Here is a 26,204-nt window from a genome sequence, read left to right as displayed (position 1 = left end):
TTCCGGTCGCTGCGTGCGGCAGTTACTTTCGCGGGCACTTGCTAGCCGGCTTGGGTGAGGTCGGTGGTGGCGGCGAGTTCGGTGGCGACGTCGGTGATGGTGTGCCGGGCGGGGTTGTCGTTGGTGGGCAGCCAGACGAGTTCGGTTCGGGCGATGTCGCCGGTGAGGGGGACGAAGGCGACGCCGGTGCGGCGGAGGCTGTGGGAGGAGCGGGTCAGCCGGGTGACGCCGACTCCGGCGGCGACGAGGCCGAGCAGTCCTTGGACGGTCGGGGCGCGCTGGACGACGTGGGGGGTGTAGCCGGCGGTGGCGAAGTCGTCGTCGTAGCTGCGGTGCCAGGGTTCCCAGCTGCTGCGTGGGGTGAGGACCCAGGGTTCGTCGGCGAGGTCGGCGAGGGTGAGTGCCGTGCGGGTGGCCAGTGGGTGGTCTTGGGGGAGGACGGCGCAGACCTCTTCGGTCATGAGGGTCCGTGAGGTGAGGTCGTCGACGAGGGGTGGGCGGGTGAAGGCCAGGTCGAAGCGGCGTTCGCGGAGGCCGTCGACGAGGTCGGCGATGGCTGCTTCGGCGGTGTGGACCTCGAGGGCGGGGAATCGTTCGCGGGCCGCGCGGACGATGGGTGGGAGCAGGTAGTTGGCGGTGGTGGTGAGGAAGGCGAGCCGGATGGTGCCGATTTCGCCGCGGACGGCGCGGCCGAGGGTCGTGACGGCGTCGTCGGCTCGGGCGAGGACCGCGCGGGCTTCGGGCAGGAAGAGTGCGCCGACGGCGGTGAGGCGGGTGCCGCGGGCGTCGCGGTCGAACAGCCGGGCGCCGAGGGTGCGTTCGAGGACGGTGATCTGCTGGGAGAGGGATTGCTGGGCGATGTGCAGGCCGGTGGCGGCGCGGGTGAAGCTGGTTTCGTCGGCGACGGCGACGAAGTAGCGCAGTTGCCGCAGCTCGGGGGTCACAGGTTTTGACTGTAGCTGTGCCAGGTGATCGGTGTTGGCGCCGTGTGCGTGATCTTCCGCAGGATGGACGGAGGAAACGTACTGGGAGGACCACGGAGATGACGAACACCGACGGCCGCGTCTGGCTGATCACGGGCTGCTCTTCCGGCTTCGGCCGGGAGGTGGCGCTGGCCGCTCTCGCGGCCGGCGATCGGGTGCTGGCCACCGCTCGGCGGCCGGAAACCTTGAAGGACCTGGAAGTGGCGGGTGGTGACCGGGTCCGGACGGCGGCGTTGGACGTCACCGACGCCGGTCAGGTCGACGCGGCGGTGAAGACGGCGCTGGAGACGTTCGGGCGGATCGACGTCGTGGTGAACAACGCGGGCAACGGTTCGGTCGGCGCGGTCGAGGAGCTGACGATGGCGGAGCTGCGGGGGTTGATGGAGGTGATGTTCTTCGGTGCGGTCGAGGTGACGAAGGCCGTGGTGCCGCACCTGCGGGCGCAGGGTAGCGGGACGGTCGTGCAGATCAGCTCGATGGGTGGGCAGTTGTCGATGCCGGGGTTCGGGGCGTACTGCGCGGCGAAGTTCGCGTTGGAGGGGCTTTCGGAGGCGCTCGCGGCGGAGGTGGCGCCGTTCGGGGTGCGGGTGCTGATCGTCGAGCCGGGGGCGTTCCGCACCGAGTTCGGTGGCGACCGGATGCACCGTTCCCGCACGATCGACGCCTACGCGGTGTCGACGTCGGGGACGCGTGGTGCGGTCGAGGGCATGGACGGCACGCAGCCGGGCGATCCGGCGAAGGCCGCGGCGGCGATCGTGCGGGCCGTGGCGAGTGAGGACGCCCCGTTGCGGCTGGCGCTGGGCGCGGACGCCGTCGAGGCGATCCGGGGTCACCACGAGGTGTTGGCGGCGGACTTGGCCGCGTGGGAGGACGTGAGCCGCTCGACCGCCTTGGCGTAAGCCGTGAATGGCACATCGAGGGACATAGTGTCCCTCGATGTGGCATTCACGGACTTCAGTCGAGCAGGGCGGTGAGGACGCCGTCGAGGAGGCGGACGCGGCGGTCGGCTATGCGGTGGACTTCGTCGTCGTGGGTGGCGACGATGACGGCCGCTCCTTCGGCTGCGCATCGGCGTAGCAGCTTCAGGACGCGGGGGGTGCTGCCGCCGTCGAGGTGGGCGGTGGGTTCGTCGGTGAGCAGGATCCGGGGGCGGCCGGCGACGGCGCGGGCCAGGGCGACGCGTTGCTGCTGGCCGAAGGAGACTTCGAGGGGGTAGCGGTCGCCGAGGTCGCCGATGCCGAGTTCGTCGAGCAGGTCGGTGACGCGGTCCTGGATGACCTGGCGGGACGGGCGGGGGATGTCGGAGCGCAGCCGCAGGGGCAGGGCGACGTTTTCGGCGATGGTGAGTTCGTTGGCGAGGCCGAGGGCCTGGGGCAGGACCGCGCAGGTGTGCCACGGTGGTGCGCCGCTGATGGGGACGCCGTCGAGGAGCACGCAGCCGGAGTCGGGGGAGTCGAACCCGCAGAGCAGGGCCAGCAGTGCGCTTTTGCCGGAGCCGGATCGGCCGGAGACGGTGACGAGTTCGCCGGCGGCGACGCGCAGTTCGAGGCCGCGCAGGACTTCGATGTCGCCGCTGGGGTGGGCGAAGCTGCGGCGCAGGCCGACGGCTTCGAGCATGGACGGTGCGGTTTCGGCGGTCACGGCCGCGGCTCCCGTTCTTCGATGCCTTCGAGGGCGCCCTTGTGGAGGCGGGCGATCCGGGCGCCGAGGTCGATGAGGCGTTCGTCGTGTGAGGCCACCAGGACCGCGAAGTCCTGGTCCACCAGGTACTGCAGGGTGTCGAGGACGAGGTCGGCCGAGGCTTCGTCGAGCTGGGACGTCGGTTCGTCGGCGAGGATGACCGTCGAGCGGGCCGCGAGGACGCAGCCGAAGGCGAGCCGTTGCTGCTGGCCGCCGGAGAGGGCGGAGATCTTCCAGCCGCCGGTGTCGTGCAGGCCGAGCTGGGCGAGGATGTCGTCGGGGCGGCAGTGGGTGCCGGCGGCTTCGGCGGCGGCGCGGAGGTTGTCGGCGACCGAGAGGTAGCCGAGCAGGTTGTCGGAGGGGTTCTGGAACACCAGGCCCAGGTGGTGGCGCCGGAGGGCGCGTCGTTCGCGGTGTTTGAGCTTGCGGACGTCGGCGCCCTGGAACGTCAGGGAGCCGCGGGCGGGTTGTTCGAACAGCCCGAGGACGCGCAGGAGGGTGGACTTCCCGGAGCCGGACGGGCCGGCGAGGACGGTCATGCCGCGGGCGGGGACGTCGATGCTGACGTCGTCGACGCCGGTGACGATGCCGGCGGGTGTCTGGTAGTCGACGCCGATGCCGCGGAGCTGGAAGATCGGTTTCTCAGGCACGGATCAGCTCCGCGGTCCGGGCGGTGCGCACCGAGCGCACCGCGATCCAGCCGGCCAGGCCCACCACGAGGACGCCGACGGCCAGCACGGTCAGCACGAACGGCAGTGGGTCGGGCAGCTCGGAGCGGGGGGCGAGGAAGGTCGCGGGGTCGAACCGCGGCACGGAGAGGCCCGCGACGGAGATCCCGCAGACCACGCCGACGACGATGGCGAGCCCGCTGAGGACGCCGAGTTCCATGAGGTGGCTGGCGAGCAGGGTCCGTGGCCGCATGCCCATCCGCAGGACGAGGGCGCCGGCGAGGGCGTTCTGCCTTCGCCGGACTTCGACGGCGACGAGCAGCGCGAGGATCGCGACCAGGCCGAGGACGGCGCCGAGCAGGGCCACGAAGGAGAACGTCCACGAGACGACGAAGAACGGGAGGCCGTCCAGTGCGGATTCGCGGCTGACGCGGTTGGGGATGTACACCCCGGCCGAGCGGAGCGCGGTGGTGGCGTCGGCCATCGCGGTCTTGGTCAGGACGCTCCACTTGGGGATGCCGTCGAGCTGGGCGTGGCTCAGCGCGGTGCGGGACACGACGTAGCCGGGTGAGGTGCCGATCATCGGGAACACCGGCAGGTCGCCCGCGGAGACGACGTCGGGGAGGCCGCCGGGCAGGTGGGTGGACTGGCCGTCGCGGTGCCCGACCCGGATCGCGGGGGTGCCGTGCGGGTCCGGCTGGGAGATCTTCCGCAGGAGCGCGTCGAGGTCGTCGACCGGGACGCGGTCGAGTGCGGCGGCGTTGGCGAACGTCGCGGGGTCGATCACCAGCACGACGCTGCCGGTGCCGGTGAGCTCGCCGACGATGGTGCTGGTGCCGGCCAGGGCGGCGGGCATGGCGACGGTGCCCATGCCGATCGGGCTGTCGGTGTCGAGGCGGGCGTCGCTGCCGACGAAGATCGCCGATTTGGTGGCGAGGGCGTCCTCTTGGCCGTCGGCGATGCCGATCCCGGTGGCCAGGGTGCCGATGGCGAGGGTGCCGATGACGAGCACGCCGATCACCGGGGCGCGGGCGCCGGCCAGCCGGCGGATGGCCAGCTGCAGGGCGGGGTGGGACCAGAAGCGGGCGCGGTGGGAGGCGTGCAGGGCGAGCCACGCCAGCCGTGCGGTCAGCAGCCCGACGGTCAGGACGACGAACACGGGGTAGGTCAGGGCGAGCGGGTCGACCTGGGGTAATGGATTTCCGAGGCGTGAGCCGGTGCTGTAGCCGGCCAGGCGGGTCCAGCCGAGCCAGGCCATGCCCGCGGTCGCGAGTTCCCACGGGAAGTAGGCGAGCAGCCGCGCCCGGTTGCCCTTGCGGCGTACCCGGCCGAGTTCGAACTCGCGGTGCGCCCGTACGGCGACGACGAGGGCGAGCAGCGTCATGGAGAGCAGCAGGACGGCCGCGGCGACGATGCCGGCGCGCAGTTCGGCGTCGGAGTCGGGGGCGCCGGGTGGTCCGTAGACGCCGAGCAGGAGGCGGGCGGCGACCGCGCCGGCGGCGCCGCCGAGCAGGATCGGCAGGCCGAGCTCGGCGATGGCGAGCCAGCCGAGGGCGCCGGGGCCGCTGCCGCGGGCGGAGAGCAGGCGCAGCTGGGCGTGGCGGCGCTGGTACCACTGCAGGGCGACGCTGCCGAGGCCCGCGCAGCCGACGAGCACGCTGATCACCGCGAGGGGCAGGATCGAGACGAACACGTTGTCCTGGGCCTGGCGGGCGATCGTGACCGAGCGTTCGAAGGTCGGGACGTCGGCGGCGACGGCGGAGCCGAGGCCTTGGGCGGTGAGGTCCGCGCGGACGTCGGCGACCAGGTCCTGGGAGCGGCGCAGGAGGTCTTCGGCGCCGCTGAGGGTGGTGGGTGGCGGGACGTAGAACGAGATGTGGAAGTACTGCATGGTCGGCAGGCCGAGGGCGTGGACGGCGTTGTCGAAACTCGCGCGGTCGGTGGCGAAGACGATCGAGTCGATAGGGTCGTTGGCCAGCCGGTCCACGACGGCGCCGGACTGCTGGGAGCACCACCAGCGCGGTGGCGGGTCGAGCAGGTCGCGGTAGATGCCGGTGACGGGCGGCAGCGGGGTGCCCTGGACGCTGGGGCGGGCGCCGAGGCCGATGTGTTCGCCGTCGGCGACGACGTTGCCGAGCCACAGGCCGGGGGCGCGGGTGCCCTGCTGCAGGGTGAGGTGGTCGAGCCCGGCCTGGTCGCGGTAGCCGAGGCGGATCTTGTAGTGCGGGTCGCCGTTGAACTGGGTGCCGAGCAGGACGTTGGTGTACTGGCCGACGATCGGGGTGCCGAAGCCGTGGGCGGGGGCGTGGCGCTGGACGGCGGCGGTGACCGCGGGGATGGTCTCGACCGGGATGTTGCCCTTGCCGAAGACCGGGCCGTAGGCGTCCGGGCAGACGATGCCGGTCTGGTAGGTGACGGCCGCGCCGCCGGCCGCGGAGGCTTGCAGGACCGCGGCGGTGCCGAGGAAGCACGCGAGCAGCGAGGTCACCGCCGCCACGATCAGCGTCAGGGGACTGGTGAGCGCGGCTTTCGGTGCCGCACGCCACGGCATGGTCACTCTGAGTTGTTCGATCTTCCCCCACATCACCCGCATGGAGGCGCACGCTACCGGCCCACCCCAGGAGACGGAACGTTTTTGTCACGATCGTTGCTCACCCGCTGTGGTCGAAGGTGTCGAAAAGGGCGGGTGCAACCAGTACGGCCATCCGGCCGGTTTAGTGGTCTAGACCTTGACTCCTGGATTGGTCTGATCCAATCCTGGGGACGTTCCCGCCGTGCGACGCCGCAGCACGGCTCCCCGCCGGCTTTGGAGCGCTCGTGCGTCGACGCAGACCTTTCTCCCGATTGTCCGTTTCTCTTGCCCTGGCGGCATTTTCCGCCGGTTCGCTGGTCGCCGCGGCCGGGACCGCCCAGGCCGCCACGCCGCTGCCCTCGCACGTCTTCGCCCCCTACTTCGAGGCGTGGACCGGCGAAAGCCCGGCCGCGCTCGCGCAGGCGTCCGGGGCCAAGCACCTGACCATGGCGTTCATCCAGGCCGCCACCAAGGGGCAGTGCACCGTCTACTGGAACGGTGACTCCGGGATGCCGATCTCGAGTGCCACCTTCGGCTCCGACATCACCACCATCCGCTCGCGCGGTGGGGACGTCATCCCGTCTTTCGGCGGCTACACCGCCGACAACACCGGGACCGAGATCGCCGACAGCTGCACCAACGTCGACTCGATCGCCGCGGCCTACGAGTCGGTGATCACCACCTACGACGTCCCGCGCCTCGACATGGACATCGAGGACAACTCGCTCACCAATTCAGCCGGCATCGACCGCCGCAACAAGGCCATCAAGAAGGTCCAGGACTGGGCCGCAGCCTCCGGCCGGCCGCTGCAGATCTCCTACACCCTGCCCACGACCACCCGCGGCCTGGCCGACAGCGGTCTCGCCGTGCTGCGCAACGCCGTCACCAACGGCACCCGCGTCGACGTCGTCAACATGATGACCTTCGACTACTACGACAACGCCGCCCACGAGATGGCGACCGACACCCAGACCTCGGCCACCGGCCTGGTCTCCCAGCTCGCGGCGCTCTACCCGGGCAAGACCCAGGCGCAGCTGTGGGCGAGCGTCGGGATCACCGAGATGATCGGCGTCGACGACTTCGGCCCCGCCGAGACGTTCACGACCGCCGACGCGGCCACCGTCTACAACTGGGCCGTGTCCAAGGGCATCAACGAGCTGTCCTTCTGGGCGCTGCAGCGGGACAACGGCGGCTGCCCGGGCGGGGCCGCGGCGGACAACTGCTCCGGCATCAGCCAGTCCCAGTGGTTCTTCAGCCACGCCTTCGAGCCGTTCACCGGCGGCACGACCGTGCCGGGCAACGACTTCTCCCTCGCCGCGAACCCGGCCTCGGCCGCGGTGAACCCGGGCGCCTCGACCTCGGCGACGGTCACCACCGCCGTCACCTCCGGCGCCGCCCAGTCCGTGGCCCTCTCGGTCTCCGGCGCACCCGCCGGCGTCACCGCGTCGGTCAGCCCCGGCTCGGTCACCGCGGGCGGCAGCGCGACGCTGTCGGTCGCGACGACCTCGGCCGCGGTCCCCGGCGTCTACCCGCTGACCGTGACCGGCGCCGGGACCTCCGGCAGCCACAGCGCGACCTTCACCCTCACCGTCAACGGCACCGTGCCGACCGGCTCGGTCGTCAACGGCGGGTTCGAGACGGGCGCGCTGAGCCCGTGGGTCGGTGCGGGCGACTCGGTCGTCGCCTCGCCCGCGCACTCGGGCACCAAGGCTCTGCAGGTGACGGCCACGGCGTCGTCGACCGGTGAGGCCGCGCAGAACATCACCCTCGCGCCGAACCACGCGTACACGCTCAAGGCGTGGGTGCAGGGCAGCTACGCCTACCTCGGCGTCCGGGGCGGCGCGACCGCCAGCACCTGGACCTCGAGCAGCGGCTGGACGCAGCTGTCGGTGCCGTTCACGACCGGTGCGTCGGGCGCGGTGACGATCTATGTCCACGGCTGGTACGGCCAGGGGTCGGTCTACACCGACGACGTCACCCTCGGCTGAAAAGGCGGCTCCGGTCCTCCCCGCACCTGCCCGCGGGGAGGACCGGAGCCGTTCGGCCGCAGCACCACTGGGCAAAGTGGAGGTTGGCGCGGGCCCCTTCGCCGGAAAGACTGGATCTTCCGCTCGCGAGGAGGAACACCCATGCCCCACATCCCGCTCGACCCGGAGCTGCCCGGGATCCGGTCGCTGATGGCCTACCGGCCCGAGACCGCGGTCCCGCTGAACCTCCTGGCCCAGACGCTCCTGCGCGGGCCGAGCAGCCTGACGGTCGGCGAGCGCGAGCTGATCGCGACGGTCGTGTCGAACGGCAACGAATGCCGCTTCTGCACCGGCAGCCACGCCGCCACCGCGGCCGAGACCATCGAGGGTGGCCGCGCGGTGGTCGACGCGGCGTGCGCCGGGGTCGACGACGCGCCGGTGTCGGAGAAGCTCAAGGCGCTGCTGCGGATCGCGCTGGCCGTGCGGGAGACCGGCCGCAACGTCACCGACGAGCTCGTCGCCGCGGCCCGCGCCCAGGACGCGACGGACCTCGAACTGCACGACACCGTGCTGATCGCGGCCGCGTTCTGCATGTACAACCGCTACGTCGACGGGCTGGCCACGATCGCGCCCGACGACCCCGCGGCCTACGAGCAGATGGGCAAGGTCCTGGCCGCCGAGGGTTACGGGCGCTGATCAGCCGTGAAGGGCACCCTCAGGGCTTATACAGCCCTGAGGGTGCCCTTCAGGACATTGCTACGCGGGCTGCAGCACGAAGTCGTAGCGGGCTTCGATCCACGGCCCGTCGCTGTGCCCGCCGTCCGGGGTCGGGCCGGCCTCGCGCGGCTCGAACGTGACGACCAGCTCCTGCTTGGTGCCGAACACGACGTCGCTGTCCAGGTACTCGGCGCCCTCCTGGAACAGGTGCGTGATCAGCGGCTCGTAGCCGGCGGCGTTGATCAGGAAGTGCACGTGCGCCGGCCGGTAGTGGCTGATGTCGGTACCGCCGATCAGCTCGCCGACCGGGCCGTCCATCGGGATCGAGTACCCCTTCGGCGCGATCGTGCGCAGGCAGTACGACCCGTCGGCGCGGGTGGCGTACTTCGCGCGCAGCCGGGCTTCGTCGATGCCGGGGATCTGCGACTCGTACGCGCCTTCCTCGTCGGCCTGCCAGACGTCGAGGACCGCGCCGCCGACGGGGGAGCCGTCGAGGCCGGTGACGGTGCCGGTGATGTAGAGCGGCGCGCCCGGGAGGCCGTCGGACATGTCGCCGCCGAACTCCTTCTCCGGTGAGCCGTCGATGTGGAACGGGCCCAGCACCGTCGCCGGCGTCGCCTTCGCGTCGAACGCGTGGTTCATCTGCACGACCAGCATGCTCAGGCCCAGCACGTCGGAGGCGAGGATGAACTCCTCGCGCTTCTCGTCGCTGATCTGCCCGGTCTCGGTGAGCCACCGCATCGCGGCCATCCACTCGGTCTCGCTCAACCGCACCTCGCGGGCGAAGGCGTGCAGGTGCCGCACGAGCGCCGACATGAGCTCCGCGGTCCGCGGGTCGTGCGCGCTCGACCAGCGCCGCGCGGCGAGCTCGGTGATGTTGTCCTCGGTGACCAGCTGCATCGGCGTTCCTCTCAGACTTCCGGATCCGGGGCGACGGACCGGTTGTTCAGGTCCACCGACAGGAAGATGTCGTTCGCGACGGGATGGCGCAACTCCTCGGCGAGCTGCCCGATCAACCCGGCCGTGCGGGCCAGCAACGCGAACCCGCGCAGCAGCTCCAGCGGCAGCCCCAGGTCGGCCAGCGCCGCGCCGCAGACGCCCGCGCCGTTGAGCGGCAGCGTCTTGCCCAGCACCCGCGGGTGCACCCGGCCGATCGCCGCGAACAGCTCCAGGTGCGGGCCGCGCAGGCCTTCTTCGGCGGCGATCTCGAACAGCCGCGCCGTGCGTGGGTCGCCGTCCTTGTGCACGTGGTGCCCGAGCCCGGGCACGAACTTCCGTTGTGCGCGCATGCTTTCGACAGTCGTCGACGCGAGCGCGTCCCACCCGGCCTCGTCGGTCGGCGAGTTGTCGACGGTGCCGAGGACGTCGTGCAGGAACCGGCCGCAGTCCTCGGTGACGCCGAGGAAGCGCGACCCGCCGCCGAGCAGACCCGCGGCGAGCGCGCCCTGGACCGAGTCGGGGGCCGAGAGGTAGGTCAGCCGGGTGACGATCGCGGTCGGGGTGAAGCCGTGGTCGGCGAGCGCGGCCAGGACCGCTTCGAAGACCCGCGTCTCGCTCTTGCTCGGACGTCGTTGCGTGGCGAGCCAAAACGCCAGCTCGCCGAAGCCGACCTCGCCCATCACGTCCTGGGCGAGGTCCTGGCCGAGCAGGGTGATCTTGTCGCGGCTCGACGCGCCGAGCGCCGTCTCGTACGCCGGCATGTCAGCCATCGTCGTCCTCCCGGGGATTCGTCAGCCATTCCCGCAGTTCGGCGCCGTGCTCGTCCAGCTCCGGCGGCGGCAGCCGGTAGGCGGCGGGGGTGGCGGAGAAGCGGATGGGGTGGCGGGTGGTCGGCACCGCGCGGTCGCCGTCGCCGACTTCGACGATCGGGTCGAGGCCGAAGCGTTCGGCCATCGCGAAACCGCCGTCGATGGTGTTGATCGGCCCGCACGGCACGCCGACCTTCGTCAAGGCTTCGAACCACTCGACGGCGCCGCGGGTGGCGAGCCGCTCGATGAGCAGCGGCCGGAGCTCTTCGCGGTTCTTCGTGCGGTCGGCGTTGCGGGCGAAGCGCGGGTCGTCCGGGACGTCGGGCAGGTCGAGGACTTCGCAGAGCCGGCGGAACTGGCCGTCGTTGGCCGCGGCGACGATCAGGTCGTTGTCCGCGGTGGGCAGCGGCTCGTACGGGAAGACGCTCGGGTGGGCGTTGCCCATCCGGTACGGCACCACACCCCCGGCGGCGTAAGCGGAACTGTGGTTGACCAGCCCGGTCAGCGCCGAAGACAGCAGGTTGACCTCGACGTGCTGGCCTTCGCCGGTCGCGTCGCGGTGGCGCAGCGCGGCCAGGATGCCGATGACGGCGTGGTTGCCGGCCATCACGTCGAACACCGAGATCCCGGCGCGGTAGGGCGGGCCGTCCGGGTCGCCGGTGAGGCTCATCAGCCCGGAGATCGCCTGCACCATCAGGTCGTACCCGGGCACGTGCCGGCCCTCGCCCGAGCCGAACCCGCTGATCGACGCGTACACCGATCCCGGGTTGGCGGCTTGCACGCTGGCGTAGTCGAGGCCGTACTTGGCCAGCCCGCCCGGCTTGAAGTTCTCGATCAGGATGTCCGCGCGGGCCGCCAGCTCGCGGGCGACGACGGCGTCGGCCTCGTCGCGCAGGTCCAGGGCGATGGAGCGCTTCCCGCGGTTGATGCCGAGGTAGTAGGTGGAGACGTCGCCGCGCACCGGCGGCATCCACGTGCGGGTCTCGTCACCCTGCGGGCCTTCGACCTTGACGACCTCGGCGCCCAGGTCGGCCAGCAGCATCGTGGCGTACGGCCCGGCGAGCACCCGGGAGAAGTCCGCGACCAGCAGCCCGGTCAACGGACCGGCGGCGCTGTTGTCCACCCGAACCTCACCTTCGTGTCCGCCAGTCGGACGTATGTCCGCCCAGTTTGGGGGAGTGGCTCACGGCGGTCAAGACGCCGGGACCGTCACGTGCGGGACGTCGGCGAGCCGGGCGAAGTCGGCGCTGATGTCCCCGGCGGTCTGCAGCAGCAGCGGCAGGTGGTGCTCCAGCAGCCGCTCGACGGACGTCTCGGCGGCGTGGCAGTTGACGTTGACGCCGGCGATCACCCGGCCCGAGCCGTCCCGCAGCGGCGCGGCGACCGAGCGGATGCCCAGCGTGAGCTGCTCGTCGGTGAGCGCCCAGCCGCGGGCCCGGACCTCGCGCAGCTCGGCGTCGCGCTCGGCCCGGTCGGGCTGCCAGCGCGCGACCAGCCCGGAGCGGGTCGGCTCGGCCAGCACGGCCTCCAGCGCGTCGAGGGGCAGGGCGGCGAGCTGCACCTTGCCCAGCGACGTCGGCAATGCCGGGAACCGCGTGCCGATCTGCACGCTGAGCCCGACGATCTTCGGTACCGCCACGCGCGCCACGTAGACGATGTCGGAGCCGTCGAGCTGGGCGATCGAGCACGACTCGTTCGTGCGCGCGACCAGGCGTTCCAGGTGCGGGCGGGCGACGTCCCACAGGCCCGCCGAGCGCACGTAGGCGACGCCGAGGTCGAGCACGCGGGGCGTCAGGGCGAAGCCGCGGCCGTCGGAGCGGACGTAGCCGAGCTCTTCGAGGGTCAGCAGGATCCGCCGCGCGGTCGGGCGGGCCAGGCTCGTGGCCGTGGCCACCTCGGCCAGCGTCATGGCCTGCTGGTGCGGGCGGAACGCCGTGATCACCTCGAGCCCGCGGGCGAGCGCCTCGATGAAGTCGGGACCGGTTCCCTCGCGTGGCATGCGCGACCTCCCTCTGCGGTAACCCTCACCGGCAGCGTAGCGGCGGGGATTGACACCGGCGCGGCACTGGGCAAAAGTGACTGCGCCCACCCCATGTCCGTCCAGCGGACGAGTGTACGCAGAAGTGCGTGGAGAACGAGGCAGCGATGACGCAGCCCACCGACGGCCGGCCGGTCCTCCTGCGCGGCGGCACGGTCCTGACCCTCGACGACACCCGCCGGGTCCTCACCGGCACCGACGTCCTGGTCACCGGCGACCGGATCGCCGCGATCGGCCCCGCGCTGGAAGCCCCGCCGGGAGCGGTCGAGATCGACGCGACCGACGGGATCGTCATGCCGGGCATGATCGACACCCACCGCCACATGTGGCAGACGGCCATGCGCGGCTACGGTGCCGACTGGACGCTCACCCAGTACTTCGTCTGGTACTACCTGGAGTGGGGCAAGGTGTTCCGCCCCGAAGACATCCACGCGGGCAACCTGCTCGGCGCGTGGGAAGCGCTCGAAGCGGGCGTCACGACCACCGTGGACTGGTCCCACGGCCTGCAGACCACCCAGCACGCCGACGCCGCGGCCGACGCGCTCGAATCCGTGCCCGGCCGGTTCGTGCTGGCCTACGGCAACATCCAGGACTCCCCGGCCACCTGGACGGGCACGCCGGAGTTCCGCGACTTCGTCACCCGCCGCACCGGCGGCGACCTGGGCTTCCAGCTCGCCTTCGACGTCACCGGCGACCCGGCGTTCCCGGAGAAGGCCGCCTTCGAGGTGGCGCGCGAGCTGGGCGTGCCGGTGACGACCCACGCGGGCGTCTGGGGCGCGACCGGCGACGACGGCATCCGGCTGATGTACGAGAACGGCTTCATGACGCCGGAGACGGTCTACGTCCACAGCGCGTCCCTCTCGGCCGACTCCTACCACCGCATCGCGGCCACCGGCGGCTCGGTGTCGGTGTCGACCGAAAGCGAGCAGAGCGCCGGCCAGGGCTACCCGCCCACCTGGGCGCTGCGCGCGTACGGCATCCCGGTGTCGCTGTCGATGGACACGTCGGTCTGGTGGAGCGGCGACCTGTTCTCGGCGATGCGCTCGACCCTCGGCGCGGACCGCTCCCGCGAGCACCTGGAGGCCCACAAGCTGGGTGAGACCGTGACGCACGCGGCGTTGCGCGCCGAACAGGTCGTGGAGTGGGCCACCCGCGGCGGCGCGACGGCCCTGGGGCGCTCGGCCGATCTGGGCAGCCTCGAGGTCGGCAAGAAGGCGGACGTGGTGCTGCTGAAGAACGACGCGTCCCCGGTGTCGTTCCCGCTGCTGAACCCGTACGGCCACGTGGCGTTCCAGGCCCAGCGCGCCGACGTCCACACGGTCCTGGTCGACGGCCGCATCGTCAAACGCGACGGCGCCCTGGTGGGCGTCGACCTGCCGGCGGTCCGCCGCGAAGTGGAGTCCACAGTGGACTACCTGCGCGGGCAACTGGGCGAGGAAGCGTGGCGCCAGGGCATGAACCCGGACGTCCCGCAGACGAAGGTCCTGGACAACCCGTACACGTACACGACCTACCAGAGCGACTCCACCCACGGCGGCTGAGGACTACCTCGACCGCGACGCGTACTCCGTCAAGGCCGTGCGGTTCTGCAGGTTCGACTTCGCCATCAGGCTCGCCACGTGCTTCTCCACCGTGCGTGGCGAGATGTGCAGCCGGCGGGCGATGTCCTTGTTGCCCATGTTGTCCGCCAGCAGCTGCAGCACCTCGTACTCGCGGACCGTCACCCCGGCCGAACGCAGGTCGGCCGGGAGGCGGTCGGTGCCCTCGCGGCGCTGGCCCACCGGGGCGCCGATCTTGCGCAGCAGGCCCCGGCACGCGCTCGCCACCGCCGAGATGCCCGCCTGGTGGAAGTACTCCTCGGCCTCCTTCAGCCACGTCACCGGGTCGCCCCAGCCGTCGGCCGCGGCGGACTCCGCCACCATGCGCAGGCCCAGGTGCCGGCTGACCGGGAACAACGCCGCCGCGTCCACCGCCTTCGCCAGGGCCGCGTCGGCCAGGTCCGCCTCGCCCGCGCGGCCGTGCCGGACCGCCTCGCCCAGCAGGACGAACTGGCGGTTCCACCGCATCCCGCTCACCGCCGCCCGCGGCTCACCCGGCTCCGTCTCGATCCCGTCGAGGGCTTCGACCAGCAGCCGCAGGCCGTGCTGACCCGCCAGGTGGAAGCGGCTCGGCTGCCGCTCCTCCAGCGCCATCACCTGCGCCAGCTCCCGGCGCGCGCGATCGGCGTCCTCCTCCAGCAGCGAGCAGAACACCTGGGCCAGCCCGACGCTGAGCACCATCTCCTGCGCCGTCCCGCCGCCTTCGGCGCGGAAGTCGTCCAGCGCCAGCTCCATCCGCGCCCGGTCCGCCTGGTGCGCGGCGACCATCGCGCGCGTCATGTGCGTGTACTGCAGCAGCGCGACCAGCCGCAGCCGCCCGAGGACGGCGAGGTTCTCGGCCAGGATCCGGTCCGCGTGCTCGAACTCGCCGCGCATCACCGCGTGCACCGCGCGGCTCGCGTCGACCGCGCAGGTCAGCGTGATCGCCCCGGTCCGCTGGGCTTCCGCGCGGGCCAGGTCGAACGTCCGGACGTCGCCCTCGGCCAGCATCCGGTGCCCGCCGAGGCGGACCAGCACCTGGGTCCGCAGGTGCGTCAGCTGGTGGCGCTCCGCGAGCCGCCGCGCCAGCTGCAGGTAGCGCTCGGCCTCCGCGAGGTCGGTCTCCAGCGCCACCATGCCGAGCACCTGCAGCGCCTGGCACGACACGAACGGCACCCCGGCGCGTTCGGCGACCTGCCACGCCTGGTCGGCGAGCTTCCGGGCGCGTTCGGTGTGGGCCGGGCCGGGGACGTCGAGCCACAGCGTCGCTTCGACGGCGTCGACGGCCGCCCGCTGCTCCTCGGCCATCTCGTCGCCCAGCGGGGCACGGGCCTGCTCGATCTGGTTGAGGCACTCGTCGTGCCGCCCGGCGATGTAGGCCGCCCAGGCCAGCTGGATGTGCAGGTCGACCGCCCGTTCCAGGCGGCCCAGCTCGGCGAAGCGCGCGGAGAACTCGACGGCCCGGTCGAACTGCCCGGTCTGCCCGAGCGCGTGCAGCAACGCCTCCAGCGCGTCGGCCCGGTCCTCGGTCCCCGCCGCGGCCAGCAGCTCGACGGCGCGGGTCAGCATGGTGACGGCGGTGTCGGCGGCCCCGCCGTCACGCGCGCGGCGGCCGGCTTCGGCGAACAGCCGGCCGGCGCCGGGGTGGTCCATCGCGGTCAGCCGCAGCGACGCGGCCAGCGCGCACAGCTCCCCGGGCAGGCCCGGGTGCAGCAGCTCGACGGCGTCGGCGGCCTTGCGCGCCAGGTTCGCCTTCGTCGAAGGCACCAGCCGCGACAGCAGCGCCTCGGCCGTGAGGGGATGCCGGAAGGCGTACCAGCCGGGCGTGGTCTCGTCGGTGGTGACGAGGTGCGCGGCGACGCTCGCGCTGATGTGGTTGTGCAGCATCCGGTCGTCCATGTCGGTCACCGCCTGCACCACCGACAGCGGGAACCGCCGCCCGAGCACCGCGGCCACCGACAGCAGCGTCTCGCCGTCCGAGCCGAGCGCGTCGACCCGGGCGGCGATGCTGCTGATCAACGCCTCGGGCACCCGGGCCTGCAGCTCGCCGACCACCTGCCAGCCGCCCGGCCCGCCCACGAGCAGGCCGTCGCCGAGCATCCCGTGCAGCAGCTCCTCGACGACGAACGGGACGCCTTCGCTGTTCTGCCACAGCAGGTTCGCGACGGCGGCCGGGACCGCGTCCGGCTCGGTCTCCAGGCACGCCGCCGCGAACTCGCGCGTGCGGGCGGCGTCCAGCCGGGTCAGCTCGAAGGTGCGGCTCGACGACCGTTGCGACGCCGCCGTGGCCAGCCGCAGCGCCTCGCCGGGCTCGTTGCGCAGGGTGCCGATCAGCATCACCTTGCCCGACGCGAGGTTGTCCACCAGGTACTCGACGATGAACAACGTCTCGGCGTCGGCGTTGTGCAGGTCCTCCAGCACGATCAGGCAGCCTTCGGCGCGCCCGGCGACCGACAGCAGCCGGAAGACGGCCTCGGCCAGCACCATCAGCGAGCCGTTGTCGTGCGGGCGGTCACCGCGGTACCAGTCGGGCACGAGCCGGGCCAGCACCGGCACCAGCGGGTCGAGCTCCGGCGCGGCGGGCGGGTGCCCGCCGCGGAAGTGCGACAGCAGGGCTTCGGCGAGCGGCCGGAACGGCACCATCGGCCCGATCGAGCTGGCCCGCCCGCGCAGCACCGGCATCCCGGTCGCCAGTGCCCGCGCGGCGACGTCCGCGGCGAGCCGGGACTTCCCGATCCCGCCTTCGCCGACAAGGAAGAAGGCCCCACCGTGGTCGGTGCGGGCCTTCTCCAGAGCCTGGGACAGTGCGCCGAGCTCCCTGTCCCGCCCGATGAGGCGCGTCGAACGGATGCCCATGAGCGGGGACTATAGCCGGACGGATCACTTCCGGATGCCCGTCGAAATACCGGCGGGCCGGTGTCTCACTATTCGGTGAAACCCCCGGTGACGACCGTGACGTCGAACGTGGTCAGTGAATTCATCGAAGCCCTCGGGGCCCGCCCCGACAGTGCGTGGTTGCGGGCGCCGGTGCGGGCCGACGACGGGAGGGTCAAGTCGCCGATCGGGTTGTCGATGGCGGCGGTGTCGTGCTCGGTCATGCGGGTGTCTCCACTCTCGGTAGTACTGGCGGTGCGAAAAGGACGGACGGTCAGAGGGCGAAAGTGCCGTTGGTGACGACGGTGGGATCACCGAGCGTCTCCACTGTGATCCCGGACAACCGGGGCCGCGCCCCGGCCAGCGCCCGGTTGCGCGCACCGGCGCGGTTCGCGCGCGGGAGCACCAGGGCGCCGACGGTGGCTTCGACGGTCTCGGCGGTGATTTCGGGCATCGTGCGTTTCTCCTCGTGCAGGTGGGGCGGTGGCGGGTCAGCGAGTCGGGGGTTGCAGGAGCAGCGCGGACGGGACACGCGGGCCGAAGCCCAGGCGCAGCAGGCCGTAGCCGATCCCGGCCAGGCCGGTCAGCAGCCCCGGCGAAGGCACGGCGTCCGGGGTGCCGCAGCGCGCGCCGTCCTGTTCGACGGCGGTCAGCAGCTGCCCGGTCCGGCGCTCCACCGCGGCGGCGGCCCCGGCGTGGCCGTTCTCGGCCAGGACGCCGAGCACGTCGGTGATGCCGGTTTCGCCGTGGCACAGGCTCAGGTCGCGCAGCGGGTCCTGGGCGGCCAGGCGCCGGACCTGCTCGTCGAGACCACCGAGAACGCCCGGGTCACCGGCGTAGGCGAGGACCTGCCCGGCCAGGCCGGAGCACCAGCCGTGCCCGGCCGCCGCGGTCGCGGGCGGCAGGGTCGCCGTCTCACGCGGGTGCCCGAGCAGGGCCCAGTCGACGCCGGCCGCGCCGTGCGCGAACCCGGGGTCGGCCAGGTCGGGGTCGATGGAGCGGCCGGCGAGCTCGGTGGCGTAGGCGTCGGCCAGCAGGGCCGCGCTCGCGAGCCCGGTCTGGGCGGCGACCGACCGCAGCGCGACCAGACCACCGGCCAGGCCCGTGGTGAACCGCGGTGACGTCGCCGGCGTCGCGCCCGGCATCACGGCGACGGTCCGGGCGGCCAGGTCCAGCAGGTCGGGCCGGGCGAGCAGCCGCGCCAGCCGGGCCAGCGCGTAGGCGACACCGCCGAGCCCGAGCAGGCCGCCGCAGCCGGCCGCCTCCGCGAGCTCCGGGTCGGCTTCCAGCTCCGAGACCAGCCACGGCAGTCCGGCCAGGGCTTTCCCGGCGAGGTCGTGGTAGCGGTCGATGCCGGTCAGCTCCGCGAGCTGGGCCAGGAACAACGCGACGCCGGTGTAGCCCTCGCCGAGCCCGGCGCCCATCGGCAGCACGGCCCAGTACTTCTCGTCGACCAGCTCCAGCCCGACCCAGTTGACCCGGCCGCCGGCCGAGGACGCGCGGGCGATGATGGCGTCGGCGATGCCGCACGCGGCCGAGAGCAGGTGCGCGGGCTCGGGGCTCTTGCTCGGCAGGACGCCGTCGGTGACGCCGGTGCCGGCGTGGGTCTCCTCGGCCGGGCGGGTAGCCAGCGCGGCCGAGATCAGCCACTCCTGGTCACGGCGGTCGATCGTGGTCATCCCGGCGACCTTCGCCAGCACCGACGCCAGCGGCGTCGCGCTCAGCATGTCGGGCAGCCGCTTGCCTTCGGCGTCCCACAGATCGGCCGAGCCGGGCTCGCCGCTGAACATCGGGACGTCACCGGCCCACAGGTCGGTGAGCTCGGCCGCGACCAGGCCGCGGCGGACGTCGTCGGTGCTGTCGTCGTGCAGCAGCGCGAACGCCTCATCGCGCTCGGCCGCGTCGGCCAGCAGCGACGGGTGCGTCGTCTCGTCGAGCATCCGGGCGTAGAAGCTGGTCGGGCGGACCAGGACGCGGATCGTGTGTGCCGCGCAGCGCTCCAGCAGGGGAGCCAGCTCGGCCGCGCCGTCGGCGATGGTGTCGTAGCCGGCGCGGAACCCGGCCAGCAGCGCGGCACCGTGTTCGGCCGGTTCGACGTCGACGCCGCCGAGGGTGGGCCGGTTGACGCCGGCGCCGGGGCCGCCGGGGACGCGGGCCAGCCGCATCCGGTCGGTGCCCGGCTCCAGCCAGTCGACGCGCTCGAGCGCCGGGGTGGTGACGCGGCCGCCGCCGAGGCCGGAGATGTCGACCGCGCCGTGCTCGCCGACGATCATCTGCGGCAGCAGCATCGTGCGGTGCACCGAGCGGGCCAGCAGCGTCGAGGCCGGATCGGCGTTGGCGTCCTCCGCGGCCAGCAGGGGCTGGAACAGCGTCTCGATGTCGATCAGCACCGGCTGGTCACCGGCCGCGATGATGTTCTCGAAGTGCACGTCGGTGCCGTCGAGCGCGTGCAGCAGAGCCAGCAGCACGCCCTGGCGGCGGTAGAAGCGGTCGACCTCGGTCAGGTCCGCGCACGGCCGGTGCTCGACGAACCGCAGCCAGCCGTACCCGGGCCGGACCAGCACGTCGACGGTCTCCAGCTCCAGGCCGGGGACACGCGGGTTGAGCCAGGCGACGACGTCGGTGAACGCCGCGTGCAGGCCCAGCGGCCGCGGCTTGTAGACGACCCGGTCGCCGCCGTCGAACCGCAGTTCGCGCACCGAGCGGCCGCGCTGGTGCGCGTCACCGGTGCCGCCGGTGATCTCGGCCAGCCGGCCGAGATCGGCGGTGCCGATGAGCCCGGCCAGCGCGTCGCGGTCGGTGGCGTACCGGCCGAGCAGCTCCGTGGCCGACTCGATCGCGTACAGCCCGGCCTGCGCGGCGAGCCGCGCCAGCACCGGGTAGCGGTGCAGCAGATCCGTGAGCCCGGCGGTGGTGCCGGCCTGGCGGACGAAGTCGGCGAAACGTTCTTCCCCGGTCTCCCCGGCGAGCCGGCCGGCGCGGCGGGCCCGGCCCAGCTCCAGCACCAGCGTGCGGGCGGCGAGCCCGGCGAGCTGGTGGCCCAGCTGCGCGGCACAGCCGTCCGCGACCGAGACGACGTCGACGGCGGGCGCACCCGCTGCGGCGTCGGCGATCGCGGCGCGGACCGCGCCGACGAACGGGTGGAACACGGACGCGAACGCCGTGCGCCAGGTCGGGCCGGACACCGGCGCGGCCGGTGCCGCCGAAGCGAGCGCGGTCTCGGCGAAGTCCACCCACGCGGGGCGGAGGCCGTCGGACCGCCGCTCACGCGGGGTCAGGCCCGCCGCCCACCAGGTGGGCGGAAGCGTCGTCGTCGCCGGGTTCGGCTGCGGGGGAATCACGAGATCGAGCATGCCAGCGGGTGACCGCGGTTACATGGGGGTGCTACGCCCGCATTCCGGCGCCGCATGGGGGCGTACTGGGGGCTCATAGGGGCACCGCCGGGAAAACGCCTGGTCACGGAACCCCCGATTGGGCCGGACGGACGTGGCGGTTGGGCCGTTCGGCGGGCGGGCCGCATGGGGGGGTGAAGCGGCAACAAGCCCCGAACGGACGCGGTACTCCACCCACCTGGGTCACCCCGGCGCACCGGGTTCCGCACTCGCGCGCGCGGCCGCGACGCCCGCGCGCGAGGCGGTCATGGGGGTTCGCGGCGCCGCCGGAATGCGGGGACGCGGCACCCATGTGCGCCGGGCCGCCGGCGATGACTATTCGTCTCGAGAAGTTCGTGGCCGCACCCCGCCGCGCCGCGGACGTTCCCCGAACTCAAGGGAGCGAGCGCACGATGACCACCTTCCAGATCGAGCAGCACCCCGACCGGCCCGGTGTGGCCGGGCGGCGACCGCTCAAGTTCGTCCTCTCCAGCGTCCAGTCCGACTCGCACATGTGGAACCTCGTCGCCCTCCAGCTGATCATGGAGGAGATGGGCCACGAGGTGCTCAACCTCGGCGCCTGCGTCCCGGTCGAGCGGCTGCTGGCCGCCTGCCGCGACGAGCGGCCGGACTGCCTGGTGATCAGCACCATCAACGGCCACGGCCACGTCGACGGCGCCCGGGTGATCTCCGCCCTGCGCGCCGACCCCGAACTGACCGGGCTGCCCGCCGTCATCGGCGGCAAGCTCGGCGTCCGCGGCGACGCCAACAGCGAACTGCGGGCCGAACTGCTGGCCCTGGGCTACGACGCGGTGTTCCACGTCGGCGCCGGCGACTCCGGCCAGGCCATCGAGTCCTTCCGCGAGTTCATCGCCGCGAACGTCCGGACGTTGCGGTGAGCGCTGCCCGGTCGGTGTTCAGCAGCTTCGTGGCCGAGCACCGCCGCAGCCGGACGCTGCTCGTCCAGCCGCGGATGGGGTTCTCGGACCCCGCCATGATGCGCCGCGGGCTGCACGCGGTCGCCGGGGCCGGGGTGCCGGCCGTCGGCACCGTGACGCTCGACAGCTACACCCGCACCGGGCAGCACGACCTCGCCGCGATGTCGCTCGAATCCGGCGTCCAGCTCAACGGCTACCCGCTCGTCGCGCTCGGCACCGGCGTCACCGCCGAGCTGCTCGACGGGCTCTTCGGCCCGCGGTTCCCGGTCCAGGTGCGCCACGGTTCCCCGCAGCCCGAGGACATCTTCGCCGCGATGCTCGAAGCCGGCCTGGATGCCTCCGAAGGCGGCCCGGTGTCCTACTGCCTGCCTTACAGCAGCGTGCCGCTGCGCACCGCGACGGCGTCCTGGTCCCGATCGGCGACGCTGCTGGCGGCCCAGGCCGACCGCGGCGTGCTCTGCCACCTGGAGAGCTTCGGCGGCTGCATGCTCGGGCAGCTGTGCCCGCCCGGGCTGCTCGTGGCGCTCTCGGTGCTGGAGTGCCTGTTCTTCGCCGAACACGGCGTCCGCAGCGTGTCCGCCAGCTACGCCCAGCAGACCAGCCCCGACCAGGACGCCGAAGCACTGTGGGCGATGCGGCGGCTGTGCGCCGAAGAACTGGCAGGCGTGGACTTCCACATCGTCCTCTACACCTACATGGGCCTGTTCCCGGAAACCCCGGCCGGGGCACGGGAGCTGCTGGCCGAGAGCGTGCGGCTGGCCGTGCGCACCGGCACCGAGCGGCTGATCGTCAAGACCACCGCCGAGGCCCACCGGATCCCGACCGTCGAGGAGAACGTCGACGCGCTGCGGCTGGCCCACGCCACCGCCCTCGACCAGCCCGCGCCCGGCCGGCCGCCGTCCGGGGACACCGAGGTCTACCTGCAGGCCCGCCTGCTCGTCGACGAGGTGCGCTCGCTGGCCCCGACGATCGCCGAGGCGCTGCCGGCGGCGTTCGAACGCGGCCTGCTCGACGTCCCGTACTGCCTGCACCCCGACAACGGCAACGAAACCCGCTGCGTGCTCGACGACGAAGGCCGCCTGCAGTGGTGGCACACCGGGCGGATGCCGCTGCCCGCCGCGCTCGGCGGCCGCCGCAGCCGCGACCGGGTCAGCGCGACCCGGATGCTCGCCGACCTGTCCTACCACCGGCGGCGGCTCGATCCCGTCCTGCCGGGCCCGAGCACCGAACCCGCCCGCGCCTGAACCACCTCTGCCGACCAGCTGGGAGTGAAATCGCCATGGAGTACACCGATTCCGCCGTGCCGCCGGACCCGCGGACGCACCTGACCTCGGACACGACCAAGCACGTGCTGCGGCTGCAGCACCGGATGCTCACCGAGGCCCGCGCGTTCCTCGGCGGCCGCGGCTTCGTCGAGCTGCTGCCCCCGGTCATCGGGCCGGTCACCGACCCGGGCGGCCGCGGCGCGAAGCAGGTGGACATCGACTACTACGGCCACCGCTACAAGCTGATGACCAGCGCGATCCTCTACAAGCAGGCCTCGCTGCTGGGCTTCGACAAGATCTTCTACGTCGCCCCGAACGTCCGGCTCGAACCGCTGGAGACGGCCAACACCAGCCGTCACCTCGCCGAGTTCCACCAGCTCGACGTCGAGGTCTCCGGCGCGTCCCGCGACGACGTCCTCGACCTGCTGCAGGACCTCGTCGCCCACGTCGTGCGCCGGGTCGTCGACGACGCCGGCGACGTGCTGGAAGCCCTCGGCCGCGACTCGGGCGCGTTCGCCGACCTGCTCGGCGGCGCGTTCGGCCGGCTGTCGCACACGACCGCCGTCGAGACCCTGCGCGAGCTCGGGCACCCGCAGAGCGCCGACGCCGAGATCGACTGGGCGGGCGAGGCGATCCTGTCGGAGAAGCACGCCCGGCCGTTCTTCCTCGTCGACTACCCCAAGGGCTCGCGCGGGTTCTACGACCGGGAAAGCACGTCGCAGCCGGGGATCCTGCGCAACTTCGACCTGATCGCGCCGGAGGGCTACGGCGAGCTGTGCAGCGGCAGCGAGCGCGAGCACGAGTACGGCCGGATCGTCACGCGGATGCGCGAGACGGGGGAGAACCCGGCCAAGTACGCCTGGTACCTCGACCTCGTCCGCGAGGGCATCCCGGGCAGCGCCGGGTTCGGCCTCGGGCTGCAGCGGTTCACCCGCTACGTCGCCGGCCTCGACGCCGTGTGGCAGGCCACGGCGTTCCCGAAGCTGCCGGGCGTGGTGTCCCCGTGACCGCGCTGCACGCCGGGGGCTTCCCGGAGGACGACGTCCGGGCGCGCGCCCGGCTGGGTGCCGAGGCGGTGTTCCCGCCCGCGGCCGAGTACGGCACGACGTTGTTCGGTTTCTCCGCGGGCGTTTCGGGTGATTCTTTGGAGTCGGCTCGGCTGGTGCCGCCGGTGTTCATGCCGCGGCGGCTGGAGAAGCTGATCGAGCTGGGCCGCGAGCCGCTCTACGGCGACGTCGAACTGGACACCGTCATCGGCGGGTTCGCCTCGGCGCTGCCGCTGTACCTCTCGGCGTTCGGGTCGACGCAGGTGGCGGGCGCCGGGCTCGGCGCGGCGGCGAGTGCGCAGGCTGCGCGGCTCGGCATCCCGATGGTGGTCGGCGAGAACGTCGTCCCGGTCCACGGCCACGGCCGCACGGGCGGCGCCGCGGCGGGCACGCTGCTGGAGCGCCTGCGGGCCTACGGCGACGCGGTCCCGGACGGTCTCGGCGGCGTCGTCGTGCAGCAGAGCACCGAAGACGCCGACGCCGAGGTCTGGAACCTGGTGTATTCGGACCCGTCGGCGGCGCCGCTGCTGGACTCGGGGCGGCTGGCGTTCGAGCTGAAGGTGGGCCAGGGCGCGAAGCCCGGCCTCGGCGGGATGACCCTGGTCGACCCGGCGGCGGCGGACCGGCTCGCCGAGCAGTACACAGTGGACCTCACGCTGGGCGATGGCGTGCTGCGCAGCAGCAGCCCCGGGACGTTCACGCCGGAGATCCTGCGTCAGCAGATCCGCTTGATGCGCAACAACTTCCCGCGCGCCGGCGTGTGGGTGAAGCTGCTCCCCGGACGTGACGTCGCCTCGGCGGCCACGGTCGCCTGGGCGGCCGGCGCCGACGCGGTGACGGTCGACGGCGCTGAGGGCGGCACGGGCTGGGCGCCGACGGCGTTCCTCGGCGTCGGACTTCCGTTGGCCGAGTGCCTGTCGCGGATCGGCGCGCCGGCCGGCTGCCTGCTGACGTCCGGCCGGATGTGGGAAGGCACTCGGGTGGCGAAGGTCCTGGCCCTGGGCGCCCGCGCGGCGGGTCTCGGCCGCGCGGCACTGCTGGCGGTGGACACCGACCCGCGTGAGGGCCTGGTCCGGTTCGTCGAGGCTTTGTCGCTGGAACTGCGGCTCTTGGTGAGCGCGCTGGGCCAGTACCGCGCGGACGCGCTGACCCGGGACGACGTGTGGTTCCCGGACGAGGCGACCCAGGTCCGTGAGCAGGTGCTGTCGTGAGCGCCCGGTTCGCGGGTCTGCCGCGGCTTGTCGTGAGTGGTAATGAGGGTTCTAACCCTCATAGCCACTCACGACCCCTGGCACCGAGCGGGGGTCTGGCATGACCGCCGTTGTCGAGCCGCGGCCGTCTCGTGCCGCGCTGCCTGCGCCGTTTCTCGGGCTGGTGCTCGCCATGGGGTTGTCCTCCTTCGGGGATGCCGTGTGGCTGATCGCTCTCTCCGTCACCCTGGTCGGGGCCGCTGGGCCTGCGGTCGCGGGGCTGGTGCTTGCCCTCGGGTCGCTGCCCAAGGTGCTCACCCTGCTCGTCGGGGGTGCCGTCGCGGATCGGACCGGGCCTCGGCGGGTGCTCGTCGCCACTGATCTGATCCGGGCGGCCGCCATGGTCACCGGGGCCGTCTGTGTGCTGTTCGCCGGGCCTTCGCTGCCGCTGCTGACCGGGCTGATCGTTGTCATGGCCGTCGCGAGTGCCTTCTTCATCCCCGCCTCCGATGCGCTGCGGCCCAACCTGCTGCCGCCCGAGCACCTCGTGCGGGGCAACGCCGTCTACCTCGCCGCCGTCCGTGGCGGGCAGGCCGCCGGTGGGGCGCTCGGGTCGTGGCTGGCCGGGCTCGGCGGGCTCGTCACCGTCGCCGTCGTCAACGGGGTCAGCTTCCTCGTCTCCGCCGTCGCCGCCGGGAACACCAAGACCCTCGCCCCGGCGCAACCCCGCGAACGCGTCAAGGTCAAGCAGCTCCTCAAGGACGTCGGTGAAGGCTGCCGGTACGTCGCCGTCCGGCCCGCGCTGCGCACCGCCATGATCGTCACCGGGCTGCTCGAACTCAGTGGTGCCGGGCCGATCAACCTCGGGCTCGTCCTGCTCGGCGGCCAGAAAGGCGCCGGCTGGCTGCTCACCGCGATGACGCTCGGCGCGTCACTGGCCTTCATCGTCTCCGTCAAGTGGCCGCCCCGCGAACGCGCCGGGCTGCTGGCGACGTGCGGGCTCGGCGCCCAGGTCGGCTGCCTGGCCCTGCTCGCCACCGGGTCCTTGGCCGTCAGCGTCGCCGCGTTCTTCGCACTCGGCCTGGTCGCCGGGCTCACCGCGCTGGTCCTGGTGTCACTGGCGCAACGCTGGTCCGCGCCGGAGATGCGCGGCCGGGTCATGTCGATCCTCGCGCTGTTCACCCTGGCCGCCACCCCGATCGGCAACCTCCTGATCGGCCTGCTGGTCGAGACGCTCGGCGTCCCGCTCACCATGTTCGCCCACGCCGCGGTCGCGCTCGTCGCGTTCGCCCTGCTCGTCGCCACCCCGGCACTCGGCCGGGCCGCACTCACAGAGGAGAAGAAGTCATGAGCAACCCCTTCGAAGACGAGAACGGCACCTTCCTGGTCCTGGTCAACGCCGAAAACCAGCACTCGCTCTGGCCGTCCACTGTGGACGTCCCGGCCGGCTGGCGGACCGTGCACGGCGAAGACACCCGCGCCGCCTGCCTCGAGTACGTCGAGACGCACTGGACCGACCTGCGCCCGGCGAGCCTCGTCGCCTCGATGCGCTGACCCCCCTCCCCGCCGG

At 72.7% G+C, this 26,204-nt stretch carries 22 protein-coding genes; 10 read left to right on the top strand and 12 right to left on the bottom strand.

What is annotated here, in order from left to right:
- Window positions 1–41 precede the first annotated feature (41 nt).
- Entirely contained in the window at window positions 42–944 is a 903-nt protein-coding gene (locus OG439_RS13270; RefSeq protein ID WP_326949683.1) for a LysR family transcriptional regulator, read from the bottom strand.
- Window positions 945–1,042: 98 nt separating this feature from the next.
- Here OG439_RS13270 and OG439_RS13265 point away from each other — a divergent pair, with 98 nt between their 5' ends.
- Complete coding sequence (locus OG439_RS13265; RefSeq protein ID WP_326949682.1) at window positions 1,043–1,882, top strand: oxidoreductase; 840 nt, start codon at window positions 1,043–1,045, stop codon at window positions 1,880–1,882.
- 55 nt (window positions 1,883–1,937) lie between these two features.
- Here OG439_RS13265 and OG439_RS13260 read toward each other — a convergent pair whose 3' ends face one another.
- From OG439_RS13260 to OG439_RS13250, 3 genes are read right to left on the bottom strand one after another with little or no spacing between them, the layout of a single operon-like run.
- Window positions 1,938–2,600: an ABC transporter ATP-binding protein gene (locus tag OG439_RS13260; protein ID WP_247064298.1), complete on the bottom strand. Its 663-nt coding sequence runs from the start codon at window positions 2,598–2,600 to the stop codon at window positions 1,938–1,940.
- A 20-nt stretch (window positions 2,601–2,620) separates the two neighbouring features.
- The gene (locus OG439_RS13255; protein ID WP_326949681.1) at window positions 2,621–3,313 is read right to left on the bottom strand and encodes an ABC transporter ATP-binding protein; all 693 of its coding nucleotides are present in this window, start codon (window positions 3,311–3,313) and stop codon (window positions 2,621–2,623) included.
- Window positions 3,306–5,882: an FtsX-like permease family protein gene (locus OG439_RS13250; protein ID WP_326951540.1), complete on the bottom strand. Its 2,577-nt coding sequence runs from the start codon at window positions 5,880–5,882 to the stop codon at window positions 3,306–3,308. Before OG439_RS13250 ends, OG439_RS13255 begins: the two co-directional genes overlap by 8 nt.
- A 293-nt stretch (window positions 5,883–6,175) precedes the next feature.
- Between OG439_RS13250 and OG439_RS13245 the strand changes: the two genes are divergently transcribed.
- Both OG439_RS13245 and OG439_RS13240 read left to right on the top strand, forming a co-directional pair.
- Window positions 6,176–7,891, top strand: a complete 1,716-nt coding sequence (locus OG439_RS13245; RefSeq protein WP_326949680.1) for a glycosyl hydrolase family 18 protein — start codon at window positions 6,176–6,178, stop codon at window positions 7,889–7,891.
- Window positions 7,892–8,032: 141 nt separating this feature from the next.
- The gene (locus tag OG439_RS13240; protein ID WP_326949679.1) at window positions 8,033–8,566 is read left to right on the top strand and encodes a carboxymuconolactone decarboxylase family protein; all 534 of its coding nucleotides are present in this window, start codon (window positions 8,033–8,035) and stop codon (window positions 8,564–8,566) included.
- 60 nt (window positions 8,567–8,626) lie between these two features.
- Here the strand turns inward: OG439_RS13240 and OG439_RS13235 are convergent, their stop codons facing one another.
- The 4 genes from OG439_RS13235 to OG439_RS13220 all read right to left on the bottom strand — a co-directional run bounded on the left by OG439_RS13235 (window position 8,627) and on the right by OG439_RS13220 (window position 12,334).
- Entirely contained in the window at window positions 8,627–9,487 is an 861-nt protein-coding gene (locus tag OG439_RS13235) for a dioxygenase family protein (protein WP_326949678.1), read from the bottom strand.
- An 11-nt stretch (window positions 9,488–9,498) separates the two neighbouring features.
- Window positions 9,499–10,296 carry a citryl-CoA lyase gene (locus tag OG439_RS13230; protein ID WP_326949677.1) on the bottom strand — a complete coding sequence of 266 codons (798 nt, stop codon included), beginning with the start codon at window positions 10,294–10,296 and terminating at the stop codon, window positions 9,499–9,501.
- A complete protein-coding gene (locus OG439_RS13225; protein ID WP_326949676.1) occupies window positions 10,289–11,458 on the bottom strand; it encodes a CaiB/BaiF CoA transferase family protein in 1,170 nt (389 codons plus the stop codon). Before OG439_RS13225 ends, OG439_RS13230 begins: the two co-directional genes overlap by 8 nt.
- Window positions 11,459–11,527: 69 nt before the next feature.
- Entirely contained in the window at window positions 11,528–12,334 is an 807-nt protein-coding gene (locus OG439_RS13220; protein WP_326949675.1) for an IclR family transcriptional regulator domain-containing protein, read from the bottom strand.
- Window positions 12,335–12,480: 146 nt separating this feature from the next.
- On the opposite strand from OG439_RS13220, the gene OG439_RS13215 reads away from it, so the two are divergent.
- Window positions 12,481–13,914, top strand: coding sequence for an amidohydrolase family protein (locus OG439_RS13215; RefSeq protein WP_326949674.1), 1,434 nt, complete (start codon window positions 12,481–12,483; stop codon window positions 13,912–13,914).
- Window positions 13,915–13,917: 3 nt separating this feature from the next.
- On the opposite strand, the gene OG439_RS13210 is transcribed toward OG439_RS13215, so the two are convergent.
- From OG439_RS13210 to OG439_RS13195, 4 genes are all read right to left on the bottom strand, one after another.
- Entirely contained in the window at window positions 13,918–16,806 is a 2,889-nt protein-coding gene (locus OG439_RS13210) for a helix-turn-helix transcriptional regulator (RefSeq protein ID WP_326949673.1), read from the bottom strand.
- A 68-nt stretch (window positions 16,807–16,874) separates the two neighbouring features.
- A complete protein-coding gene (locus OG439_RS13205; protein ID WP_326949672.1) occupies window positions 16,875–17,048 on the bottom strand; it encodes a hypothetical protein in 174 nt (57 codons plus the stop codon).
- 50 nt (window positions 17,049–17,098) lie between these two features.
- Entirely contained in the window at window positions 17,099–17,278 is a 180-nt protein-coding gene (locus OG439_RS13200) for a hypothetical protein (RefSeq protein ID WP_326949671.1), read from the bottom strand.
- Window positions 17,279–17,315: 37 nt separating this feature from the next.
- Window positions 17,316–20,165, bottom strand: coding sequence for a type 2 lanthipeptide synthetase LanM family protein (locus tag OG439_RS13195; RefSeq protein WP_326949670.1), 2,850 nt, complete (start codon window positions 20,163–20,165; stop codon window positions 17,316–17,318).
- A gap of 443 nt (window positions 20,166–20,608) precedes the next feature.
- On the opposite strand from OG439_RS13195, the gene OG439_RS13190 reads away from it, so the two are divergent.
- The 6 genes from OG439_RS13190 (at window position 20,609) to OG439_RS13165 (ending at window position 26,188) form a co-directional block, all read left to right on the top strand.
- Window positions 20,609–21,094: a cobalamin B12-binding domain-containing protein gene (locus OG439_RS13190; protein WP_326949669.1), complete on the top strand. Its 486-nt coding sequence runs from the start codon at window positions 20,609–20,611 to the stop codon at window positions 21,092–21,094.
- Window positions 21,091–22,377, top strand: a complete 1,287-nt coding sequence (locus OG439_RS13185; RefSeq protein ID WP_247051846.1) for a methylaspartate mutase — start codon at window positions 21,091–21,093, stop codon at window positions 22,375–22,377. Before OG439_RS13190 ends, OG439_RS13185 begins: the two co-directional genes overlap by 4 nt.
- 35 nt (window positions 22,378–22,412) lie before the next feature.
- The gene (locus tag OG439_RS13180) at window positions 22,413–23,405 is read left to right on the top strand and encodes an asparagine synthetase A (RefSeq protein ID WP_326949668.1); all 993 of its coding nucleotides are present in this window, start codon (window positions 22,413–22,415) and stop codon (window positions 23,403–23,405) included.
- Window positions 23,402–24,655 (top strand): glutamate synthase-related protein, encoded by a 1,254-nt coding sequence (locus tag OG439_RS13175; protein WP_326949667.1) that lies wholly within the window; start codon window positions 23,402–23,404, stop codon window positions 24,653–24,655. Before OG439_RS13180 ends, OG439_RS13175 begins: the two co-directional genes overlap by 4 nt.
- Window positions 24,656–24,755: 100 nt before the next feature.
- Window positions 24,756–25,985 carry an MFS transporter gene (locus OG439_RS13170; protein WP_326949666.1) on the top strand — a complete coding sequence of 410 codons (1,230 nt, stop codon included), beginning with the start codon at window positions 24,756–24,758 and terminating at the stop codon, window positions 25,983–25,985.
- Window positions 25,982–26,188: an MbtH family protein gene (locus OG439_RS13165; protein ID WP_247051842.1), complete on the top strand. Its 207-nt coding sequence runs from the start codon at window positions 25,982–25,984 to the stop codon at window positions 26,186–26,188. Before OG439_RS13170 ends, OG439_RS13165 begins: the two co-directional genes overlap by 4 nt.
- Window positions 26,189–26,204 lie beyond the last annotated feature (16 nt).

This window comes from Amycolatopsis sp. NBC_01307, from assembly GCF_035975215.1.
Classification (GTDB): Bacteria; Actinomycetota; Actinomycetes; order Mycobacteriales; family Pseudonocardiaceae; genus Amycolatopsis.
The sequence above is the reverse complement of the archived record's forward strand: the minus strand, read 5'-3'. Positions and strand labels throughout refer to the sequence as shown.